This window comes from Pseudomonas sp. GW821-FHT03C07 (genome assembly GCF_059420925.1).
Genome location: NZ_JBWKUQ010000005.1, coordinates 337,454 through 360,788, shown reverse-complemented (window position 1 = coordinate 360,788; position 23,335 = coordinate 337,454). Strand labels below are relative to the sequence as shown.

General features: G+C 61.1%; 18 protein-coding genes and 1 pseudogene. 12 read left to right on the top strand and 7 right to left on the bottom strand.

The annotated features are described in order from the left end of the window. Window positions 1-123: 123 nt before the first annotated feature. The 3 genes and pseudogenes from AC07VG_RS13350 to AC07VG_RS13340 all read right to left on the bottom strand — a co-directional run. Window positions 124-267, bottom strand: a pseudogene (locus AC07VG_RS13350) (hypothetical protein); the annotation flags it as partial. Between the two features lie 15 nt (window positions 268-282). Then, window positions 283-645 (bottom strand): hypothetical protein, encoded by a 363-nt coding sequence (locus AC07VG_RS13345; RefSeq protein ID WP_495002179.1) that lies wholly within the window; start codon window positions 643-645, stop codon window positions 283-285. A 109-nt stretch (window positions 646-754) separates the two neighbouring features. Further along, entirely contained in the window at window positions 755-7,393 is a 6,639-nt protein-coding gene (locus tag AC07VG_RS13340) for a TcdA/TcdB pore-forming domain-containing protein (protein WP_495021323.1), read from the bottom strand. A gap of 411 nt (window positions 7,394-7,804) precedes the next feature. Between AC07VG_RS13340 and AC07VG_RS13335 the strand changes: the two genes are divergently transcribed. Next, on the top strand, window positions 7,805-9,394 hold the full coding sequence (locus tag AC07VG_RS13335) for an ABC-F family ATPase (protein WP_495002177.1): 1,590 nt from the start codon (window positions 7,805-7,807) through the stop codon (window positions 9,392-9,394). Window positions 9,395-9,676: 282 nt separating this feature from the next. Continuing rightward, the gene (locus AC07VG_RS13330) at window positions 9,677-10,870 is read left to right on the top strand and encodes an MFS transporter (protein WP_495002176.1); all 1,194 of its coding nucleotides are present in this window, start codon (window positions 9,677-9,679) and stop codon (window positions 10,868-10,870) included. 1 nt (window position 10,871) lies between these two features. Here AC07VG_RS13330 and AC07VG_RS13325 read toward each other — a convergent pair whose 3' ends face one another. After that, entirely contained in the window at window positions 10,872-11,903 is a 1,032-nt protein-coding gene (locus AC07VG_RS13325; protein WP_495002175.1) for an alpha/beta hydrolase family protein, read from the bottom strand. 249 nt (window positions 11,904-12,152) lie between these two features. Then, a complete protein-coding gene (locus AC07VG_RS13320) occupies window positions 12,153-12,764 on the bottom strand; it encodes an FMN-dependent NADH-azoreductase (RefSeq protein WP_495002174.1) in 612 nt (203 codons plus the stop codon). Between the two features lie 129 nt (window positions 12,765-12,893). On the opposite strand from AC07VG_RS13320, the gene AC07VG_RS13315 reads away from it, so the two are divergent. Then, window positions 12,894-13,802, top strand: coding sequence for a LysR substrate-binding domain-containing protein (locus AC07VG_RS13315; RefSeq protein ID WP_495002173.1), 909 nt, complete (start codon window positions 12,894-12,896; stop codon window positions 13,800-13,802). Between the two features lie 11 nt (window positions 13,803-13,813). Continuing rightward, window positions 13,814-14,158 carry an MmcQ/YjbR family DNA-binding protein gene (locus AC07VG_RS13310; RefSeq protein ID WP_495002172.1) on the top strand — a complete coding sequence of 115 codons (345 nt, stop codon included), beginning with the start codon at window positions 13,814-13,816 and terminating at the stop codon, window positions 14,156-14,158. Here AC07VG_RS13310 and AC07VG_RS13305 read toward each other — a convergent pair. Both AC07VG_RS13305 and AC07VG_RS13300 read right to left on the bottom strand, forming a co-directional pair. Next, window positions 14,153-14,584 carry a DUF1294 domain-containing protein gene (locus tag AC07VG_RS13305; RefSeq protein WP_495002171.1) on the bottom strand — a complete coding sequence of 144 codons (432 nt, stop codon included), beginning with the start codon at window positions 14,582-14,584 and terminating at the stop codon, window positions 14,153-14,155. The two genes, AC07VG_RS13310 and AC07VG_RS13305, sit on opposite strands and share 6 nt — an antisense overlap. Then, window positions 14,581-15,408 carry an undecaprenyl-diphosphate phosphatase gene (locus AC07VG_RS13300; RefSeq protein WP_495002170.1) on the bottom strand — a complete coding sequence of 276 codons (828 nt, stop codon included), beginning with the start codon at window positions 15,406-15,408 and terminating at the stop codon, window positions 14,581-14,583. The genes AC07VG_RS13305 and AC07VG_RS13300 overlap by 4 nt, the downstream gene beginning before the upstream one ends. Window positions 15,409-15,704: 296 nt before the next feature. Between AC07VG_RS13300 and AC07VG_RS13295 the strand changes: the two genes are divergently transcribed. The 8 genes from AC07VG_RS13295 to fapF all read left to right on the top strand — a co-directional run bounded on the left by AC07VG_RS13295 (window position 15,705) and on the right by fapF (window position 23,322). Then, a complete protein-coding gene (locus tag AC07VG_RS13295; protein ID WP_495021322.1) occupies window positions 15,705-17,339 on the top strand; it encodes a methyl-accepting chemotaxis protein in 1,635 nt (544 codons plus the stop codon). Window positions 17,340-17,399: 60 nt separating this feature from the next. After that, a complete protein-coding gene (locus tag AC07VG_RS13290; RefSeq protein WP_495021350.1) occupies window positions 17,400-17,936 on the top strand; it encodes an AAA family ATPase in 537 nt (178 codons plus the stop codon). 450 nt (window positions 17,937-18,386) lie between these two features. Beyond that, entirely contained in the window at window positions 18,387-18,827 is a 441-nt protein-coding gene (gene fapA / locus AC07VG_RS13285) for a functional amyloid chaperone FapA (protein WP_495002168.1), read from the top strand. 1 nt (window position 18,828) lies between these two features. Beyond that, window positions 18,829-19,404: a fibril amyloid subunit FapB gene (fapB, locus tag AC07VG_RS13280; RefSeq protein ID WP_495002167.1), complete on the top strand. Its 576-nt coding sequence runs from the start codon at window positions 18,829-18,831 to the stop codon at window positions 19,402-19,404. A 70-nt stretch (window positions 19,405-19,474) separates the two neighbouring features. Further along, on the top strand, window positions 19,475-20,431 hold the full coding sequence (fapC, locus tag AC07VG_RS13275; protein ID WP_495002166.1) for an amyloid-like fimbrin subunit FapC: 957 nt from the start codon (window positions 19,475-19,477) through the stop codon (window positions 20,429-20,431). A gap of 63 nt (window positions 20,432-20,494) precedes the next feature. Further along, complete coding sequence (fapD, locus tag AC07VG_RS13270; protein ID WP_495002165.1) at window positions 20,495-21,175, top strand: fibril amyloid maturation endopeptidase FapD; 681 nt, start codon at window positions 20,495-20,497, stop codon at window positions 21,173-21,175. 43 nt (window positions 21,176-21,218) lie between these two features. Continuing rightward, on the top strand, window positions 21,219-21,968 hold the full coding sequence (fapE, locus tag AC07VG_RS13265) for a fibril amyloid subunit FapE (protein WP_495021321.1): 750 nt from the start codon (window positions 21,219-21,221) through the stop codon (window positions 21,966-21,968). A gap of 49 nt (window positions 21,969-22,017) precedes the next feature. After that, window positions 22,018-23,322: a fibril amyloid transporter FapF gene (gene fapF / locus AC07VG_RS13260; RefSeq protein WP_495002163.1), complete on the top strand. Its 1,305-nt coding sequence runs from the start codon at window positions 22,018-22,020 to the stop codon at window positions 23,320-23,322. Window positions 23,323-23,335: the final 13 nt, after the last annotated feature.

Here is a 23,335-nt window from a genome sequence, read left to right as displayed (position 1 = left end):
TACAGGTCAGCCCGCCAGATAAGGAATGGCGGTAATAATGCTTGGCTGAGAAAAGCGCTGGGTGGAAGTCATGCACTGACGTTATCCGGGCGCCGCGGTCAAGTCAATGCCTGGAATCATCGACTACCAGGCCTGGCCACGACGCTTGAGCTCCAGGCGCCGGACAAACTCCTCAAGCACCAGGGCGTAGAGGTCATCCTGCAGATAGGCGTCCTCGATGCCAGCGTCCATGTTCGGGTTGTCGTTGACCTCAATCACCACCACCTCAACTGGCAGCCTGGCTCAGCGTTGTGTATTCGGATCGCTGCGGGTGCCCGACTTGATCGGCACCGCCATCGGCGCTGATGTGTCACGTGGGTAGCCATTCTCGATCGCGCCGTTTTCAATCGTCGAGGGCCGTGGCGTCGGCAGGGTATTCGGACCGCGCAAGGGCGGTACGCTGGACACCGACCCCTGGCGACTGTTGGGGTTGGCGCGGCGAATCGGGCTGTTGTAGGGGTTGTAGGGGTTGTCGCTGTTGGGCAGGTTTTGCGCCAGCAGGATCGTAGCGGACGTCCCGCCCCTAGGCGCGCCGTCGGCGGGAAGAGCAACGGCCAGAAGCCCAATGACCAGCAAGGTTGCCGGCGCGAAGACAAGTCTGTACATGGCGGCTCTCCTCAAGGGTGAGTGTGTTATGGGGTTTGGACAACGCCTCACCCCATAATATACCCACGGTGCTGTCGAGTTCAGCGCCGCCGCGGGACCGCCGATCTCGTCACTGGCGGCCCAGCCCAGCCAGCACGCCGCTCAGCGGCTGCGGTGCCAGTTGCACTTTCGTCCCACGCTGTGCCGCCTGATCGATATCGGGGATCAACAGGCTGGTATGGGCATCATTGTCGTACAGCATCAAGTCCTGGCCACCGCGATGCAACACCAGGCGTTCGGAATCGGAACGGATGACCGCATCATGGCTCTGCTCATCGATGATGATCTGCCGGTAATGGGTCAACAGCGTACGATCCAGTGGGTAGTGATGCACAGCGCCGCTCCGACCGGAGAGCATCAGGCAATTCGCCTCCTCCAGGACCGGCAACGCCGCCGTATCGGCCTCGTCGAGTTGCAGGATCAGGCTGCCTTCGGACAAATGGACAAAGCTGTAGCAACCCGCCAGGGTTGACTGCCGGCTATCGATACACCACAACTGCCCGCTGTCCTCATCATGGATATAGCCACCCGCCTGCCCCGCGGCTTTGCCCAGGTAAGTCAACTGATGGCCGGCCTGCGGACCGGCGGCGCACAACAGCTCTGCACTGTCAGGCAGATACCAGCCCGGAGCCTGACCCGGCTCGACCAACAGCCTCACGGCCGACGGCAACTCATAGTGCTGGCGCAAGGCCCTGATCAACTCGGCGATTTGCCCCGCCGGCTGATGGGCCTTGATGCGCAGGGCGATCAGCACCGCGCGGTCCGCCGGGGTCGCGGCCATTGTTAGCAAAACTATCGCGCCGTCGCGACTTTCCAGGCGCAGGCTATTGCCCTGGCGCAGCGCCCTGATCCAGTTTCGTTGCGTCTGCCAGACCTGCGCGTCGGCGGCGCTCGGTGAGGGCACCAACTGTTCATCGAGGCTCAGTTCCGACACCGCTACCTGGGCCTGACGATAGAGTTGCTGGCTATCGGCATCCAGGATCCAGGCGTGGCCGCCCTCTGTGGTCAATCCCAGATAAGTCAGGGAATGCCGGCCATCCAGATTGCTCCCGCCCTGCACGACCTGTCGCGCGGCAATGTCGTACCAGGCGTTGAGCGCTTTCCCGGCTGAATCCCGCAAGCCCCATAGCACCAGGTTGTCGAGTTGGCCCGCGCTGGCGCTGGCCAGTTTCTCCAGCGCCGTGGTCAACCCCACCCGATGACGCAGCAACCAACTGGACACCACCCCCGCCAGCCGCACGGCACCGCGGTCCAGCAACCACACGCTGCCCTCCATCGTCAGTGCCAGACACGGTGACTGATCACCGCCACTGACCGAGGTGACGTCACTCAGAGCCAGCACCGTAGCCGGCGCCCCGGACAAGCCGTCATCGGCCTGAAAGTAGACCTGTCGCCCGTGCGGGTCATAAAAGTAGAAGCTCGGCTTATCCCCCGCCATGGTACCGACCAGCGCCAGGTCCTGCGCCATGGCAGCCCCCAGGTTCGCCTTGACAACACGCGGCGACAGACCCTCGGTGTCAAACAGCAGCCACTGACGTTCCGTGGCCGGCGCACGACCCAGGGTACAGGTCACCACGCGCGCATAACTGGCCCTGACTTGCCGATCCTGCGTGGTCATCAGCTCTGTCGGTTCGCGCCACCGCGGGACGCTTGAGAGCAGGTCAGCGCTGTCCTCGCCGGGCTGGGCCAGCGGCCCGTCCAGCTGGATAGCCAGCAGTTTCAGCGCGGCCTCTTCGACCTGGTAAATGTGCTGAATCGTGCCATCAGGCAACGCCTCTTCAATCGATAGCAGGAGTTGACCATCACGCTGCACCAGGCTGCTGCGGCTGACCTGCGCGGCAAAGGTTCGTGGCCGATACTGGCGCAACACCTGCCCCGTGGCGATCTGCACCTGCCAGACATCCGCCCCCCGGTAAAACCAGGCCCTGTCGTCCAGCGTGCCACCCAGCAGCGCCTGGCTGAGAAACTCACTGATCTGCGGGAAATGGGTGTAGATGAAACGGTCAAGGCTCACCTGATAGAAAGCCCGGCCCGTGTCTTCTCCGGCCGGCCGATAGTGGTCGACCGGAACAAATGGCTGGCTGTGCGGTGCCTGACTGGTCAACTGCCGCAGGTGCGCATGCAGGGCCCGCCAGTCGGCAAAGCCGCTGCCATCGGCCTCCAGCAGGACCAGCGCCTGTTTCTCCCGGTCGACGGAAAAAAGCTCGGCACTGGCATTGATCAGCGATATCTCACCGCAGGCCTCGTGCAGCGTGATCCGCAGGCTACCCACCTGCAATTGGTTGCCGTTGAGGCGGATCGCGGCCTCCTTCAATTGGCGGGCATCCAGCCTCCAGCGGCTGGTCGCGCTGCCACCCAGGGAAATCGATACACCTTCCTGCAGACTCAGACGGTATTCACCCCCATCACCCTCAAGCTGATAGGACAGTTTGCCCTGCATGATCTCCGGCAGCGCGGGCACGAGAATGTCACGCGCCTGCCGGTCCAGTAGCACCGTCACCGACGTCGCCACATATTCCGGGATAATCCGCCGGACAATCCGCTCGCCGGGGAATGCATAGAAATCAAAGTCGAAGCGATAGTCTTCCTCCAACCTGCGCAACACATCGAAGCCGTGATCGTTACGGCCGGTGGCAAACGGCAGAATCATATACTCGTAATTGAGGTACGACTTCGCGGTCGACGGCAACACCAATATCGCGTCATCAGCAACGAAGCCCACCTGGGCCTGGCGATAACCGATGCCTTCGCGGATATTGATCGCCTGCTGCTTCTCCAGGTTCGGCGCCCGCCCTGGCCACCAGAAGAAGTAGTTGCTCCGACCGGAACCGATCGCGTCGGTCGGGTCGTTGCGATAGAGGTATTGGCTGTCCAGGGTCAGTTGCCGCAGGCGCAGATCCAGCGTGCTGATCACCGCGCCCGGGATCGATTCCATCAGGACATGGGCCGGGCCCTGCTCATGATCGCCGCGGGTGTTGCGTTCCACACGGCGGTAGCCGCCCAGGCGATAGGCTTCATCAAGCCCGGCAAAATAACTGCCCACCTGAGCCGCTTCCTCCGCCACGGCGCTGAATGCATGGGCCAGGGCGTTGAAGCCAACCCCCAGGCCCGCCAGCGGCACCGCCAGCGCACCGGCGAAACCCGCGGCGGTGGCGGCGCCGACGACGCCGGCATTCGCGGCCATCGACGCACCAAGACTGAACACACTGGTGGTCAATCCGATGCTATCAAAGGCCAACTGGGTCGCGAAGACCGCGCGCTGGGCTTCATTCTGCGCCTGCGACAGTTCGATGATGTCGAGGACCGCGCTGCCCAGGTTCAACAACAGCCCGGCCCCGGTCCTGAGTTTCGAGATCGACGACAGCAAGGTCAGGGACTTCCCCTCGCTGAACAGCACCTTGCCCGCACTGATGGCCATCGCCGAACGATAAAGCTGGGCGACTTTCCCCGCGTCCTCCAATGCACCGTGGACCATCTGCACCGTGTTCAGCCAACCATGCACCTGCAATGTCCGGTTCAAGATCTCCGGCAACTCGCCGTCGGCCGCCTGCGCGCGGCTCTTCTGGCTGAACCAGGCAAACAGGCTCTGGACAATGAACAAGGCGTTCAGCCCATCGAGGGCCTCGCCTTCCGTCACCCCAGGCCGCTGGGTCAAGTACTCGCCTTCCACGCCATGGGCCTGGCGGAGCGTCAGCAGTTGCTGATTGTAATGCTCCAGGAAATCCGCCACGCGCCGATCGGCAAACCGCAGTATCCGTGGTGGCTGCCCCGGGTGTGCAGCATCGACGAACGCCAGCCGGTAATCACCGCCCTCTGGCGTCAGGCTATGCCAGAGTGGCAGCCACTCAGCCGCGGACAAATGCTGGTCGCGGTAGAGTTGTTTCATGCCCTGCTGGAAATCGTCGGCCCGCGTCAGCATGACGAGTCGCTGGTTTTTCACCCGCAACTGCGCCATTTTTTCGCCCAGCGTCTCAGTCAACAGCAGGCTTTCGTCAAAACCGGTTTTTCCTGGCGCGACCAGCGCTACCCAGGACTCGCCCTGGCGGCGCAGCACCCGCTTGGTATCCGTGACGGTAACACCACGCTTGCCGCCGCGCGGGTTGACGATGATCCTGGCCGAGTGGGCCGCGATGGACCGCGTGGGGATATTTTCCCGGTCCAGGGCGTGGGCGAACGCCTGTATGTAACTGGCGGTTTGCGTCGGCTCGTTGTCCACCAACGCGCAGCCCACCAGGCTGATATGTTCCGGCGCAGGGCTACGGGCCCGCGCCTGCCCATCCAGCAGCCCATGATTCAACAACTGCCGGATGGCCAGCGCCAGCTCCGCCGGCAGATAACCCGCGAGGGTCCGCTGTCCGGCGCTGTTGTCCCGACCGTGGCCGACCGCTTGCAGACGCCAGTGGCTTTTTCCCTGACGGTTCCACTGGCCGATCCGCGTCAACAGCGCATCCTGGGCATTGCCCCACTGCAGCTTGGCCGTGACGTCCATCTGCACCACCAGCGAATTCGCCGGGTGTTTACCCGCCAGGTCGATCGCCGCTTGCCTGACCGTCGGATTGTCCTCAAGCTGAAGAATCAATTGGTAATCGAACCGGCTGGTGCTCTCGCTGTCGTTGGATGCCGTCGGTACCGGCAGATCCCACTCGCCGACTTCATCCCGGCTGAGCGCACCCGTTTCTTGCGAAAGGTGCTCACGCCCCTCGCCCGGGCTCCAAGCACTGACATTGGCCCTTTTGACCGCCTCGGGGTCGTAGTAATCGTTGTCATTCCAGAGGGCCGGTGTTTCACCAGGAATAAAACCGACCTGTTTTTCGATGCCACGCATCGTGACCACGAAATCTCGCAGGTTGTCGGTCAATGCCTCCGGCGTGCCGGGCGATACCACAATATTTTTCAAGGCCAGCAGGTAGAACTTTTTATTGCCGTTCGCTCTTGCATGACGGGAAACCTGGAACCCGCGCTGCTTGAACCTTTGCTCTTTGACCTCGCTGAAATCATTGACAATAAGGATCTGGGCGCCCTTTTCAGCCGCACGCTGGACGTACTGATCGACTTTTTCATAAAAGGCCTCCACGCTTAAATAGCTGTCACTGAAATGGCCACTGAGCAGAATCAAATCACCCGGCCCGACATCCGAACGGGCAAACAGGGCCCAACCGTCACCTGAAAGAAACTCAGTGGTTTCGGGGTGCCCATGGTGCAGTCGACTGAGAAAAAGCAACTTCCTCTCATTGGTGTTCAACGGCAGAAGATGGACCTTGTAATGCTCATCAGCCGTCAACAGATTGAGGGGTAAATGTAGCCGGTGCCCTTTGCCGGGGACAGAAATGAGGGTCACCGTGCCATTGTGATTGGCCGAATTCTGCATGATATAAAACAACGCGGCGACCCGGGTTCTGGCCGTTGTCCTGTGGTTTTCCGTCATCAGTGGCCTTTCCGGCTGCTCATCGACAATCACCCTGCCGTCTTTCAGTGTGATCAGTTGAGCCAGGCTGTCTTCGAAATACTCGTTTATGGCCTGGCGAAGACGCTTCGCCCGATCCGTTTTGACAAATGCCTTGAATTTTTCTTTTCTTTTTATTCTTTCCTGCTTTTTGTCTGGCAAAGCCAGGTTTTCTGGAAAGGCGCGCTCAAAGCTCATCGCCAGGTTATCGTCGAAATCAAAGCCATGCTGGCGGCCAATCGCCAATAGGTCGGATTTGATTTCCTGTATAGCCCGCAGAAGCACCTGCGGATGACTGACCACTTCGCTCTGTGTCAGCGAGACCAACGGGTTGATATCGTTGACGATGACCTTGCCCCGGAACCCCAGCGCCCTGACCCAGTTCGAGTAGACCCCCGAGCCGGCCATGGGCTCTATCACACGGCTCACCGCGGACTCATGACCGCCACCGGACTTGCGCTGGAGAATATCGGCAATCAGCGCGCCATCCAGCCATTCCAGTTCGGTGGCGATACTTCCCGGCATGCGGAAAAAATTCAGGCCATGCAAATCCAGCCGCAGATCCAACTTGCGGAGTGCCTGCATCTTTTGTTCGCGTGTTCCAGCGCTATCGCGCAATACCTTTTTCACCTGACGCCAGAAATCAGGATCGCGCTTGCCGTCGCCGCCCATGCCGGAAACCGGGTAAGCCCAGTGCTTGCTGTTCCACGACGGGGCATTGGACAAGTAATCCTCGTAGATCGACCCTCTCAAGCCATAACCGCCGTAGTGGTAGCGACTGCGCAGCCAGCCACGAAACTCGCTGATCTTTTGCTCCAGGGCTGAGGTCGTATAACCGCCCAGGGTCCCCGCTTCGGCCGCCACGCCCAGAACCAGGATCCGCGCATGGCCGCTCATGACGGTCGGGTCGCCCAGTACCGGCGCATAGCCTTGCTCGTTGAGCCGGAACCACAGCAAAGACTTGTCGGGATGTTGCAACACGAGTGTCTGGATGGCGTCCGCAATCCCCGGCACCTCTCCCAGTTCGAGAACGATCTGGCAGTCAAAGGGATCAGCAGTCTCGGCCTGCCGCGTCGACTGTCCCCAAGGCATCAGGTCGACGCCCCATTGGCTCGGTTCATGGCCCTGCGTCGCAGCCGAGATTTCACTGTCCAGGGGCCTGGGTCTTTTCCCTCCCGCCTGGATCGACGAGCCAGGTCTTTTCAACGCCCCGTTGCTGTCTGCCCCATCGACACTTTCAGTGGTTGTAGCTGCTCCATCGCGCATGTACGGCCTCCAGAATCATGGCTTCAATAACTGACACTCATTGCCACCAGCCCGGGTAATCGGCATTCGCCCGAAACACCACCCGAACCGCCGGAAAATATTCTGCGCAGAAGCGTTACGTCTCAGGCCGTACATATCTATTGCACGCCGTCCCCAGGCCTTGGACGACAAGGGCTTGCCGACAGACATGTAACTGTCGTCACACGTATGCGACAATGGAGCCAATGTCTGGAATGAATCCCGCCTTTTTATTGCACAGCAGCTCGGACACCACGTCGGATGCTGCTCTTTACGTACGCGCGCTGGCTGAACTCTAGCGGTGACCGGAGCGAGATGGACACGCTCCTAAATGCCCAGGGAATGGCCCAAGCACCCAATCAGCAGCGCGTAACCCCTTGATAGGTAAAGTAATTGATCTCCACCGCAAATATCACCATGCAGTTCGGCGCCAAACCGCTCTTCGAGAACGTCTCGGTCAAATTCGGCGCCGGTAACCGCTACGGCCTGATCGGCGCCAACGGCTGCGGCAAGTCGACCTTCATGAAAATCCTCGGCGGCGACCTCGATCCGTCCGGCGGACAGGTCATGCTGGAACCGAACGTGCGCCTGGGTAAACTGCGCCAGGACCAGTTCGCCTACGAAGAATTCAGCGTGCTCGACACCGTGATCATGGGTCACGAAGAGCTGTGGAAGGTCAAGGCCGAGCGCGATCGCATCTACTCGCTGCCGGAAATGACCGAAGAAGACGGCATGACCGTGGCCGAGCTGGAAACCGATTTCGCCGAGATGGACGGCTACACCGCCGAATCCCGTGCCGGCGAATTGCTGCTGGGCCTGGGTATCGGCATCGAGCAGCACAACGGCCCGATGAGCGAAGTCTCCCCTGGCTGGAAACTGCGGGTATTGCTGGCCCAGGCACTGTTTTCCGATCCGGAAGTGTTGCTGCTCGACGAGCCAACCAACCACCTGGACATCAACACCATCCGCTGGCTGGAAAACATCCTGACCCAGCGCTCCAGCCTGATGATCATCATCTCCCACGACCGCCACTTCCTGAACAGCGTCTGCACCCACATGGCGGACCTGGACTACGGCGAGCTGCGCCTGTTCCCGGGCAACTACGACGAATACATGACCGTGGCGACCCAGTCCCGCGAGCAGTTGCTGTCGGACAACGCCAAGAAAAAAGCGCAGATCTCCGAGCTGCAATCCTTCGTCAGCCGCTTCTCGGCCAACGCCTCGAAAGCCAAGCAGGCCACCTCCCGCGCCAAGCAGATCGACAAGATCCAACTGGCTGAAGTCAAGCCGTCGAGCCGCGTCAGCCCGTTCATCCGCTTCGACCAGACCAAGAAGCTGCATCGCCAGGCGGTGATCGTCGAGCGTATGGCCAAGGGCTTTGACGGCAAGCCTCTGTTCAAGGACTTCAGCTTCACCGTTGAAGCCGGCGAGCGCGTGGCGATCATCGGTCCGAACGGGATCGGCAAGACCACCCTGTTGCGCACCCTGGTCAACGAACTGACCCCGGACGCCGGTACCGTCAAGTGGACCGAAGCGGCCGAACTGGGCTACTACGCCCAGGATCACGCCTCGGACTTCGAAGATGAATCGAACCTGTTCGACTGGATGGGCCGCTGGACCAAGGAAGGCGAACAAGTGGTTCGCGGCACCCTGGGCCGCATGCTGTTCTCCAACGACGAGATCCTCAAGTCGGTCAAGGTGATTTCCGGTGGTGAGCAAGGTCGCATGCTGTTCGGCAAGCTGATCCTGCAAAAGCCCAACGTGCTGATCATGGATGAACCGACCAACCACTTGGACATGGAATCCATCGAAGCCCTGAACCTGGCGCTGGAAAATTACCCGGGCACGCTGATCTTCGTCAGCCATGACCGTGAATTCGTTTCGTCCCTGGCCACCCGCATCATCGAGCTGAGCCCAAGCGGCGTGATCGACTTCAGCGGCACCTATGACGACTACCTGCGCAGTCAGGGCGTGGTGTTCTAAATACTGTGGGAGCCGGCTTGCCGGCGATGGCGGCCGTACAGTCGATGCAAGACTGGCGGGCCTCATCGCTGGCAAGCCAGCGCCTACAAGGTTCTATGTACGACGATGATTGACAGCCAACCCCGGACCGGCAGGAGCCGGCTTGCTGGCGATAGCGGCGGTGAGCCTTGCATTGCAGCCAGCGTCCACAGCGCATACAAGAAATTAGTTAGCCTGCTTTCTTTTATCTCACCATCCCGCCATCATGTTGCTCTCTAACCGCCCGCCCGCGAACGAGCCTTCATGTCCGCCCAGCAACCGCCCAGACCGTCCAGCAACCTGACGATCACCCTGCAGATCGTTTCCATCGTTTTCTATACCTTTATCGCCTTCCTCTGCATCGGCCTGCCGATTGCGGTGTTGCCCGGTTACGTGCACGGACAACTGGGTTTCAGCGCGGTGATCGCCGGCCTGACCATTGGCTCGCAATATCTGGCAACCTTGCTCAGCCGCCCCATGGCCGGGCGCATGGCCGACAGCATCGGCACCAAACGCTCGATCATCTATGGTCTGTCGGGCATCGCCTTGAGCGGCGTCCTGACCTGGCTGTCGACGCAGGTGCAGCACCTGCCGCTGCCAAGCCTGGGGATTCTGATCGGCGCACGCCTGCTGTTGGGCATCGCCCAGGGCCTGATCGGCGTGGGCACCATCAGCTGGGGCATCGGCCAGGTCGGTGCCGACCAGACTGCCCGGGTCATCTCCTGGAACGGCATCGCCTCCTACGGCGCCATCGCCATCGGCGCGCCGCTGGGGGTGCTGATGGTCGAGGATTACGGCTTCGCCAGCCTCGGCATCGCCTTGTCGACCCTGGCCCTGGGGGCCTTGCTGCTGATCCGTAACAAACCCTCGGTCCCGGTGATTCGCGGCGAGCGCCTGCCGTTCTGGGCCGTGTTCGGGCGCATCGCGCCCTATGGCGCCAGCCTGACCCTGGCGTCCATCGGCTACGGCACCCTGACGACCTTTGTCACCCTCTTCTACCTCAGCCGCGGCTGGACCGGTGCCGCCTATTGCCTGACGGTGTTCGGCACCTGCTTCATCCTTGCCCGGCTGTTGTTTATCGGCTGCATCAACCGCTTCGGTGGCTTCAAGGCCGCCATTGCCTGCATGAGTATCGAGACCCTCGGCCTGGTGCTGCTCTGGCTAGCGCCGTCCACCGGTGTCGCCCTGGCCGGCGCCGGCCTGGCCGGGTTTGGTCTGTCGCTGGTATATCCGGCGCTGGGGGTGGAGGCGATCAGACAGGTGCCGAGCAGCAGTCGCGGTGCGGGCCTGAGTGCCTATGCGGTGTTTTTCGACCTGGCACTGGCCATCGCCGGTCCGGTGATGGGCGCGGTGGCCTCGAACCTGGGCTATTCCTGGATTTTCTTCAGCGCGGCACTCTTGTCGATCAGCGGCCTATCCGTCACAGTGCTGCTGGCACGTCACGCGGCAGCCGACTGACTCACTGATCGGCGGTCTGCATCCCGCCATGGCTCGGCGTACTGAGGGTCTTGGTGAAGAAGCGCCCGGCTTCGTGGATCAGATCGCGATGGATATCCTCGCGGTTGACCCCTTCGGCATCGGTACACAGTCCCGGTGTGGCCTGGAGTTGCTCGGGGCTGCACGGCGCCATGAAGACGAAATGCCCGGCCCCGGCGATCAACTTGAACTCAGGGGCTACCGGCAATTTGCGCGCCAGCGCGGCGGCGTTCTTGTCCGGGAATACCAGTTTGTCGTCACCACCGCTGTACATCAGCACCGGCACGTGGACATCGGACAACGTGTGGCGGCCGAACATCAGGCTCAGCGGCGCCATCAGCAACAAGGCATGCACCCGGGGATCAGCCACCGGCTGCAGGTCATCGCGGTCGACGATCAGTTCACCCTTGGTGTTGCAGGCATCCTTGTCATCCGGACGCTGCTGGCAATAGCGGCGCAAGCGCTCCAGGTTCGGTTGGGCTCCCGCCAGGATCAGCGCGGTTTCGCCGCCCGCCGAATAACCGATCACGCCGACATTCTCGGCTTCGATAAAAGGTGACAGGGTCGAGTCGCCGAGGGCGGCAGTAATGGCTTCGGAAATCTGCATGGGCCGACCGTAAAGGTTGCTCAAGGTGCCCAGGCGGCTTTGATCCTTGTAATTGTCGCCAGGGTGCAGCACGGCGACCACGATAAAGCCCTTACGCGCCAGAGAGGTGGCCAGGTCATGCAAGGCCAGGGGCGTGCCGGTGTTGCCGTGGGACAACATCAGCAACGGATAACGGCCGATGGCGACCTTGGCGTCTTCGCTGGCCTGAATCGTGTAATTGCCGATCCGGCTCGGACGCTCGCGGCCACTGGAAGGATAGAAGGCAATCGCCGTCATCGGCTTGAGATCCAGCGGATCAAGGAACGTCAGGCGATGATAGCCAACGCTCCAATGAGCAGGCGGCGCCGCCTGCACCGTCAGGAGGCTGCTGGACAAGCAGATCAGTAACACTGCACAAAGACGCATCATGGGGATGCCCACCTTTGCTGCGTAATTAGCACACCAATTCTCTTCAAATCCTTGAAACTAAAGCTCTGGAGCAGGCTTTGGCTAATTTTCGAGGTTTTTCAGAGCACCTATGGTTGATCGATGATGCATAACCCGAGCCAAACCTGAACAGCCAGACGCAAAAAAACTCCGTACGCTGACCATTCAGAATGATCAACGTACAGAGTTTAATGGGGGTTCCCGAAAGAAGCTCGTGTGTTTACCAAAGCTTTACGCGGTGGCGAACAGCTCTTCGCTGATCCGTGCCTGCGCGCTGCTCATGGCCTTGGCGCGGACATCTTCACCGTAGCCCAGGCCGTGGGCGCGAACGAACTCGATATCGGTGATGCCGAGGAAGCCGAACAGCACGTTCAGGTAATCTTCGTGGGCCACGCCGGTAGGCATGCCGACATGCAGGCCGCCGGAGGTAGAGACGATCACCAACTTCTTGCCACCCGCCAGGCCTTCAGGACCGGCTTCGGTGTAACGGAAGGTCTTGCCGGCGACGGTGACGCGGTCGATCCAGGCCTTGAGCTGGGTCGGAATGCTGAAGTTGTACATCGGCGCGGCGATCACGATGGCATCGGCGGCGAGGAACTCCTCGATGGTCGAGGCACTGAGCTCGGCTTCGTGGCGCTGGGCCGCGTCACGCAGTTCCGCCGCGGTACCGCCAGCGACCAGGGTCAGGCTGGAAAAATGGCTGATGGCGTCGCTGGCCAGGTCGCGGTAGGTCACCACGGCGGAAGGCTCGGCAAGCTTCCAGGCGTCGACAACCTGGCGGCTCAGCTGACGGGAGGCGGAGTTGTCGCCGAGGATGCTGGAATCAATGTGCAAGAGTTTCATACCGGATCTCCAAGTGAGGATCGCCACTGGGCGATCAAGTTGAGATAATCCTACAGGCGAAACCAATGGCCGATTAGACGGCTTGAATGTGATAGTTTGTCCCAACCATAGAACAATCGAGTCACGGCCATGCAAGACCTCAACGATCTCTACTACTTCGCCAAGGTGGTCGAAGCCGGCGGCTTCGCGGCGGCCGGGCGTCTGCTGGGGATTCCCAAGTCGCGTCTGTCGCGGCGGATCGCCGAGTTGGAGGAACGCCTCGGCGCGCGCTTGCTGCAACGCACCACCCGCCAGTTGAAACTGACCGCCGTCGGCGAGCGCTACCTGCGCCATTGCCAGGCGATGTTACTGGAAGCCGAGATGGCCGACGAGGCCGTTGCCAGCATGTCCAGCGAGCCCCGTGGACGCTTGCGCGTGTCCTCTCCGGTGGGGCTGGCCCAGGAGTTCATGCCCTGGGTGATCTCCAGCTTCCTGACCGCGCACCCGTTGGTCCAGCTGGAGGTGCTGATGGTCAATCGGCGAGTCGACCTGGTGACGGAAGGCATCGATGTCGCCCTGCGGGTTCGTGAACAGGGCGACGAAGATCCGTTGCTGGTGACCCGGCGCCTACGCCAGGCGCAGACCTTTATCCTGGCAACGCCGGCCTTTCTCGAGCAATACCCTATCAGCCGCCTGGACGACCTCAGGAATGCACCTATATTGGGCGCGCTGGAGGCCGATCGCCTGGTGCACCTGAGCCTGCTCAACGCCGAGGGTGAAAAGCGCGAGCTGACTCTCGAAGCCCGACTCGGGGTCGACGACTTTGTCGTGCGCAAGGCCTGCGCCCTCGCCGGCCTGGGCTTCACCGTCCTGCCGATGCTGTATTGTGAGGAAGAGCTGGCCAACGGCACCTTCGTGCGGATACTCCCCGAATGGTCCTTGCCCGGCGGCTGGCTACAGGCCGTCTACCCTCATCGGCGCGGCGTACTGCCGGCGGTGCGGGCCTGGATCGATCACCTGGCAGAAGTTTTCAAAGGTTGCGGAGATAGAGCACTGTGAAAGGATCAAGCATGAACAGGGAAGACGTCGCGAGTTTCTGCCTGACACTACCCGGCGCGCGGGAAGACTACAAATGGGGCGGCGTGCGGGTGTTTTCCATTGCCGGGAACAAGATGTTCGCCGTGCAGGGGCTGCGCGGCGACTCGCTGGCCTTCAAGGTCGACAAGGAGCTGTTCCTCGGTCACGTCGACCGTCCGGGGATCGGCCCGGCGCCGTATCTGGCCAGGGCTCACTGGATCATCATGGACACGCCCTATCCGCTGGGCCGTGACGAGCTGCAAGCGCTGATCCAGCGCTCGCACCAACTGGTGGCGGCGAAACTGCCCAAGCGTGTCCAGGTCGGCCTGCTGCTATAAGAAGGACAGGTGCACCAGGCTGGCACCGAGGAACAGATGGTCGATCCAGAACACCTGGTGCATCAGCACAATCAACCAGAACACCAGTTGAAACGAGACTTTGCGGGTCTTGTGCCGAAACACCTGCTGGGCGATCAGCGCCCCTGGCCAGCCGCCCAGCAGTTCGATCGCGTGCAGGACCTTCTCCGGTGTACGCCAGGTCTCGTCGCGGGCCTTGCGCTTGTCGCTCCAGTAGAGGAAAAACGCCAGCAGGCTGGCAATTCCGTACGCCCACAGCGGCAGCACGCTGCCACCGCCAAGCCCCATCCGCAACGCGCCGAATCCGGGCAATGCGCAGAGCAGCAAGAGTACCGCCAGCTTGAGCTTGAGGTGCCGAACCGGAGCAGTGGCCTGGCGACTGCGCTCCGGGCTACGTGACGCCCTCATTCGTGGCTCGACCAGTCGACCCAGCCGAACTGCCAGGTGGCCAGGATCACCAGGCCGAAGACGATTCGGTACCAGGCGAATGCCACATAGGTATGGCTGGCAATGAATTTCAGCAAACCGCGCACGGCGATCATCGCGAAGACAAAGGAGGTCACGAAGCCCAGGGCGATCACCGGCAGGTCGGCCATCTGGAACTGATGGCGAAAACCATAGCCGGAGTACACCGCGGCGGCGACCATGGTCGGCATCGCCAGGAAGAATGAAAATTCGGTGGCGGTCTGGCGCGACAGCCCGAACAACAAACCGCCGATAATCGTTGCACCGGAACGCGAAGTGCCGGGGATCATTGCCAGGCATTGGGCGAAGCCGACCTTCAGGGCGTCTTTCCAGGTGATTTCATCCACCGTCTCGGCATGCACCACGTGCTGGCGGCGCTCGGCCCAGAGAATGATCAGACCACCCACCACCAGCGCGGCGGCGACGGTGATCGGGTTGAACAGGTAGGTGGCGATGATCTCCTTGAACAACACCCCCAGCACCACCGCCGGCAGGAACGCCACCAGCAGGTTGAGGGTGAAGCGCTGGGCATTGCGTTGCGTCGGCAGGTCCCGGACCACCGAGAACACCTTGTGGCGAAACTCCCAGACCACCGCCAGGATCGCCCCGAGCTGGATGATGATATTGAAGGCGATTGCCCGTTCCCCAGCGAAGTCCAGCAAGTCCGCAACGATAATCTGGTGCCCGGTGCTGGAGATCGGCAAGAACTCCGTCAGCCCCTCGACGATACCCAGAATCACTGCCTGTGCGGCGGTCCAAAGATCCATTATTCCCCCATGCTGCCACGCACCCCGCGTGACACTTGAAAAACTCGACGTTCAATCATCTGCCCGTGGGCAACCGGCGCCCAGCGTGCCGTACCGTCTGTCGTCAAAGCGTAAAAAATGCCTGAAAAATCAAACATCAACTCAGGTTTGCCGGTTTCGGGCCGAGATCCTATCAGACACGCCTGTTTGTGGCTGCCTGGAAAGTAGCCGTAAGCTGACTGGGCAAGAGCGACAAAACCTGTTTGGATGCAGATCGGCGATGATCAAAACAAGAAGAAACCAGGAGCGGTGTCCTCATGAATAGTTTGCGAAATGTGTCGATCAGTCGGCGGTTGTGGCTCATCCTCATCGTCGCCATGGCGATGCTGCTGACCCTGGGCCTGTTGATGCTCCAGCAGATCCACGACGACCTTTACCAGGGCAAGGCGCAGAAGACCCAGCACGTGGTCCAGGTCGCCAGTGGCGTCCTCAACTACTACCATGACCTGGAAACCGCCGGCACCCTCAGCCGCGAAGCCGCGCAGAAGCAGGCCCTGAGCGTGATCCGCGGCCTGCGCTACAACCAGACCGACTATTTCTGGATCAACGACCAGCGCCCGGTGATGATCATGCACCCGGCCAACCCCAAGCTTGAAGGCCAGGACCTCTCGGGGATCAAGGACCCTGACGGCTACGCCCTGTTCAACGAAATGGTTACCCTGACCAAGGCCAAGGGCGCGGGCATGATCAACTACCGCTGGCCGAAACCGGGCGCCAGCGCCCCGGTGCAGAAAACCTCCTATGTACAGCTCTTCGAGCCCTGGGGCTGGATCGTCGGCTCGGGCGTGTACGTCGACGACCTGCAGGACGAGTTCTACGGCCAGGTATGGCGCGCGTCGCTGATCGGCCTGGGGATTGCCGTGATCATGGCGCTGCTGGTGACGATGATTGCCCGCAGCATCGTGCGCCCCCTGCAGGAAAGCGTGAACGCCATGGCCAATATCGCCAGCGGTGAAAGCGACCTGACCCGCAGCCTCGACACCCACGGGCAGGACGAAGTGACGCAACTGGCCCACCATTTCAACGGTTTTACCAGCAAGCTGCGCAGCGTGGTCGGCCAGCTCCAGGCCTCGGCGACGGCGCTCGGCCAATCCTCCACCGACCTGGGCAGCAACGCCACCCAGGCCCAGGCCCGCAGCCAGCAGCAATCGCAACAGATGGAAATGGTCGCGACGGCAATCAACGAAGTGACCTACGGCGTGCAGGATGTGGCCAAGAACGCCGAGCAGGCCGCCAGCGAAATGCGTGACGCCGAAGCCCAGGCCCGGCAGGGCCAGTTGAACATCGACAACAGCCTGCAACAGATCGATTCGCTCTGCGCCACCATCGACCAAGCCGTGGAAGTGATCCGCACCCTGGCGGCCGAAAGCACGCAGATCGGCAGCGTTCTTGAAGTGATTCGGTCGATTGCCGAACAGACCAACCTGCTGGCCCTGAACGCCGCCATCGAGGCCGCCCGGGCCGGCGAACAAGGTCGCGGCTTTGCCGTGGTGGCTGATGAAGTGCGCCTGCTGGCCCAGCGCACGCAGAAGTCCACGGCGGAGATCCAGTCGATGATCGAACGCCTGCAAGGCCATTCCGAGGCTGCGGTGAAAGTGATCGGCGACAGCAGCCGTGCCTCGCAATTGACCATTGAGCAGGCGGGTCTCGCTGGCGAGAGCCTGAATGCCATCGGCCAGGCTCTGCGCAACCTCAACGGGCTCAATGCCTCGATTGCCAGCGCCACCCTCGAACAGTCCCATGTGGTGGAGGAAATCAACCAGAACGTCACCGACGCGGCGGGACTGTCCCACAGCACGGCCCTGGCGGCCGAACAGTCGAGTGTCGACAGTGAAAAACTCAAGGCCCTGAGCCAGCAGCTCAATACCTTGCTCAAGCAGTTCAAGGTGTGACAGCGGGAGGGTACAATCGCCCTCCTTTTTCCAGCCCAAGGAATCCGCATGTCCGCGCCCATGAAGGTCGTCGTCCTGGCGGGACCTGAGTCCAGTGGTAAAAGCGGGCTGTCCGCCGAGCTGCAAGCACACTTCGGCGGCCTGGTGGTCGGCGAGTACGTGCGTTACTTCATCGAATGCAACCCGCGCGACACCTGCCTGGCGGACATCCCTGCCATCGCCCGCGGACAGCTGGAGTGGGAGGACGCGGCCCGCGCGCAGGCACCGGCGCTGCTGATTCTCGACACCCACCTGCTGAGCAACCTGCTCTGGAGCCAAACCCTGTTCGGCGAATGCCCGGCCTGGATCGAACAGGCCCTCCAGGCGCGCCACTATGACCTGCACCTGTTACTGCGCCCCGAAGGCGTGGGCTGGACCGACGACGGCCAGCGCTGCCAACCCGGACTGGGCGAACGCCAGGCATTTTTCACTGCCAGCCTCGACTGGCTGACTCGGCATGGACAAGCGGTCACTGTGATTGACGGCGATTGGCAGGCGCGTCGCGAGCAGGCCCTCGCGGCTGTCGCCCAACTGCTGGAAGGTAAAACACACGCCTGAAAACATCGCGCACCTTGTAGGAGCCGGCTTGCCGGCGATCGCGGCCGGACGGACACCGCAAGTTTCAAGGACCTCATCGCTGGCAAGCCAACGCCTACAGGAGCCATCGTGTTTTCAAGGTCAGGCCCGGCCATTTTCCAGCCCTGTGTCCATTCTTGAAACATCCGGCACGCAGGTGAAGCCTCAAAATCAACGGTTCAACTCCCACAATGTCCCAGGTGTTAAGCCGCTGATACACCGGCCCTGAAAGGCCCGTATTACTGCGTTGCGCAGAAATCCCCCCGCCCGCCCCCCTTGCGCCTGTCTCATCCCTGAAACAGCTTTCGCGCGCCTCCTCCGAAATCCAAAACAACTCATTGTTTTCAAAAGAAAAACAAAAAGAGGCACAACTTCTGCTCTTTCCTTGTCAACGCCAGGCTAGGGCCAGCGTACTGAAAAAGGAATCTCGTCATGGGGACACTCACAACCGGCTTTACCCGCACCTTGCTGATCAGTTGCGCGATCAGTTCGATGCTCAGCCTCGCGGTCCAGGCCGGCGGCAACGGGGTGATTGTGCTGAGCCGTCCCCTGCAGCCCGAATCGTGGGGCCGCGCACCGGCGCAACCCGACCCCAATCCGACCACGGTCAACGCCAACCAGTCCGCCCGCATCACCTCGATTACCGGTCGGGAACTGAGTGATGGCGATATCGCCGGCGTCAGCACCGGCGGCTCCATCAGCCAGCTGATCGACAAGCATACCGTCGATATGCCGGGCCTGAACAACCCCAATGGTCTGCCGGGAATGGCCGCCGGACACGGCGGCGGCAGTGGCGCCAGCATCGCCAATACGGTCAACCACGGACTCTCGGCCGGCATGAACGCCCTCGGCGCCATCGGCAAGGGGCAATGACATGCGCCACTCACTGTTTCTTCTCGCCCTGTTCAGCAGCGCCAGCGTACTCGCCGACTCCGCCAGCCCGGTTATCGACAGCGCCACCCTCAGCAACAGCGGCCAGCAATACAACGGCAACGTGATGGTCAACCAGGCTGCCGGCGACCAGCAACAACAGCTCAACAGCCGCGCCATTGCAGTCGGCACCAGCGCCAGCGCCAGCACCGCGCTGACCCAGAAAATCAGCAGCGGGGCCAGCACCGCGATCGACGCCAAGGTGGCCATCCAGGGCAACGCTTTCAGTAACGGTAACGGCATGGTTGGGGTCAACCAATCCGCCGGTGCCAACAACCAGATGATCAACGTCGTGCGCATCAGCATCAGTGCGGTGCCACAAAGCATCGACGACAGCGTCCTGTCCCAACAGAACGTGGCGCTGTCAGCGAACTCAGGCTCTTCCACACCACCAGGCAGCCGCCAGGTCGTTACCAGCGACCAGGCCTTCACCGGCAGCCGAGGCGTGATTCAGGTGAGCCAGAGCGCGGGGGTGGGCAACCGAATGGCCAACACCCTCAGTATCCGGGTCGCTGATTGAATTGACCCGTGCAGTGCCAATTAGAAAGTACCAACACTTAACTCAACTAATAAGCACGGAGATACACACCATGAAACCCACAATGGCTCTCAAACCACTGGTCTTCGCACTGGCCGCCGTCATGGCAATGGCCGCCCAGGCAGGCGGCGATGAAGGACACGGTCGTCGTCATCATGACCACGACCCTAGCCTCGCCACCCTGCTGCAAATCACCGCCGGCGCCACCGCCTCGGTGAACGACAAGCAGGACAGCCACGGCAACGTCGTCTCCAACCAAGGCACCAAGAACAACGGCAGCATCAACAGCTCGCTAAACAGTGCCAGCGGTAACGTCGGCGCCAACACCGCAGCCGGTGATGGCAACCAGCAACTCAACGAAGCCGCGCTGGCCACCGCCGACGAAAGCTTCATCTTCGGCAGCGCCACTTCCAGCACCAGCTTGACTCAGACCAACTACAGCAACACGGTCAACAACCAATCCACCCAGAACAATGGTTCGATGAACAGCTCCGGCAACAATGGCTCCGGCAACATAGGTGTCAACGTGGCCGCTGGCGACTTCAACCAACAGAAAAACGACCTGGCCATCGCGGTATCCGGCGGTCGTGTCGCTTCGGCAAGCGGTGCGGCTACCCAGACCTCCACCGGCCTGAAAGTCAACAACGATGCGGTACAAGCCTACAAAGTCACCACCCTCAAAGCCACTATCGATATTGACGGCAGCTACAAAGGGACCTTCTCAGGTACCGAAAGCGGCGGCAAAGGCGGTTATGGCAACGATAGCTGGGGTGACAAAGGGAAAGAAACCATCAAGGGTACCGAGATGGGCACCATTGATCTGGACGGTGTGATCACCTATCAAGTCATGACACCAAATGGCTGGAAAATGCCTGTGGTCAACAACGCCAGCATGAACAACTCGCTCAACAATGCCTCGGGCAACGTGGGTGCCAACGTGGCGGCCGGTGTCGGCAACCAACAAGGCAACACGCTGTCCATTGCTGCCGGCTGCCGCGCCTGCATGTAGTGGCAACAGCACTGAGAGCCCCGGAAACGGGGCTCTTTTTTCAGCTCTGAGAGGCGTATGACCATGCGTGCTATCGCCCTTGCCCTCGCGCTTTTTCTCTCTGTTCCAATTCAGGCCGCCACCATGGCCGTGCCCGGTCTACCCGGCGCCGTGCTTTTCTACAAACAGGTACAAAGCATTCGCGAACGGCGTTTTTCCGATCTGGTCGAGCAGAAGACCGACTTCAGTTGCGGTGCCGCCGCACTCGCCACCCTCTTGCGCCAAGCCTACTGGCTGGACGTCAACGAAGAACAGATCATCAAAGGCATGCTGACCACCTCCGATCAGGAACTGGTCAAGAAACAGGGTTTCTCCATGCTGGACATGAAGCGCTATATCGAAAGCATCGGCATGCGTGCGCGGGGCTACAAGATTCCCGCCGACAGCCTGCCCAGCGTAACTATTCCGGTCGTGGTGATGATGGACATCCGCGGCTACAAGCATTTCGTGGTGATGCAGCGCGCCGACAAGGACTGGGTCTATATCGGCGACCCGGTACTGGGCCACAAACGCTACACCAATGCCGACTTCCAGAAAGGCTGGAACGGCATCATTTTCGCCATCATCGGCCCCGGCTACGACAAGAGCAACGCCTTGCTCGACCCACCGGCGCCGCTCACGGCCAAGAACAAGTTGGACACCTTTCACCCGATCAAGGACGCGGAACTGATGGATTTCGGCTTTATCCAGAGCGACTTCTTTTAAGGTGCACTAAAAATAAAGGAGCAGGACGCTCCGGGAGCAGCATATGAAAAACTCACACTGGCTGATGGTCAGTTGCCTGGCACTCACCTGCCTGCCGGCACACGCAACCCTGCCCTTCAAGCCCATCGAACTGAAAGATCAGGAACTCTCCGAACTGCGTGGCCGCTATGTCATGCCAGGACGCATCATCAGCTTTGGGATTGTCATGCAAAGCACTTGGACGAACGCCCAGGGAGACCTCATCGGCGCGGCCACTTCCCTGCAAATTCAGCAATCGACTGTCAAGCCGCAGTTCTACGTCACCACCTACAGCACCCAAGGCAATGGCTCCGCACCGACCCAAGGCTCCGGCACGGTTATCGGCGGTGCAGGGCTGAACGCCTCGGCGGGTGTGACCCAGGTGGTGCGCGCCGCTGGCGACGGCAACAGCGCCAGCAACAACGTGCTCATCAATGTCAGCGAAGCGAACCAGGTCCCGGGAGGTCCTCAGCCAACGGGGCAAGTGCTCACCAGCGGCGGCAGCATCACCGGCTTCGGCGCCGCGGGCAGCGTCACCGTCTCCGCCTCTTCCAGCGGCCTGAAAATGCAGATACTGGCCAATAACAATCAGGGCAATCTGCAGCAGCAGATCGCCCAGGGCGGCGTGCTGCAATCCACCACCCTGCTGGGTGGCAACAACCTGGTCCGCAGCATGACTCAACTCAATGTGGTGTTACAGAACAACATGCCTACCGTAGGAGCACTGGATTGCAACCTGACTCAACTCAAGGGACTACGCAGCATGGGATTCTGAACTACGCTCATTTTCGACCATTGGACGTCAGAAAAGGACGACTTATTTCATGTCTCTCTCGCTCTCGCTACGCGCTGCTGTATGTGTGGGTGTGCTCTTCCCGGCGTCGATGCTGCAAGCAGCGCCTGACCCCGAGGTAGAGGCCCTGAAACAGGAACTCCAGGAGCTGAAACAACGCTACGTACAACAACAACAAGCCTTGTCGGTATTGGAACAACGGGTTCGCCAGGTAGAGGACCAGCCAACGCCGCCGCCACCCAAACGCCTGGTCAAATCCCCGGCCGACCTGAAAAAGGGGCAAACGGTGGCGGCAGCCAGCGCGAACGCCCCTGGGTCTGCGGCCAGCAGTTCTGGCGCCTCTTACGGTCAATCGCTCAAGGATGATTCGGCGCCGGCCCAGAGTGTGTCCGACCTGTACAACGAGGCCAGCGGTTTCTTCGGCAATGGCAAGTTCAGCGTGGAAACCGGGATCACCTATACGCGCTATGACACTCGCCAATTGTTTCTCAACGGTTTCCTGGCCCTGGACTCGATCCTGCTGGGTACGGTCAACCTGGACAGGATCAAGGCCGACACCTGGACAATGGACTTGACGGCCCGCTACAACGTCGACAACCGTTGGCAATTCGATATCAACGCCCCCATTGTCTACCGCGAGTCCACCTATCAATCGGGCGGTGGCAACAACGGCGCGGCGTCAATCACGGCCGAGCAGACGGTCACCAAGGACCCGGCCCTGGGCGACGTCAACTTCGGCGTGGCCTACAAGTTCCTTGACGAATCGGAAAGCTGGCCGGACGCGGTCTTCAGCCTGCGGGTCAAGGCCCCGACCGGCAAGGACCCCTATGGCATCAAATTCGTCAAGGCCCCGGCCACCGAGGGCAATCTGACCTTTCCGACCGACTTACCCACCGGCAACGGGGTCTGGTCCCTGACACCGGGCATCTCGCTGGTCAAGACCTTTGACCCGGCCGTACTGTTCGGCACCCTGGCCTACACCCACAACTTCGAGAGGTCGTTCAGCGATATCAGTGCGCAGGAGGGCGAGGTGGTTCCCGGCAAAGTTCAGCTCGGCGACAGCTTCCAAATCGGCGCCGGCGTGGCCTTCGCCTTGAACGAGAAGATGAGCATGTCCTTCTCGGTCTCGGACCTGGTGCAACGCAAGAGCCGGCTCCAGCAAAGCGGCCAGGGTTGGCAGAACGTGGTCGGCAGCGACGCCAACTCCGGGTTCTTCAACATCGGCATGACCATCGCCGCCTCACCCAACCTCACCATAGTACCCATGCTCTCCCTGGGCATGACCCCCGATGCGCCGAACTTCTCTTTCAGCGTGAAGTTCCCCTACTACTTCTGACGCCGCCCATGAA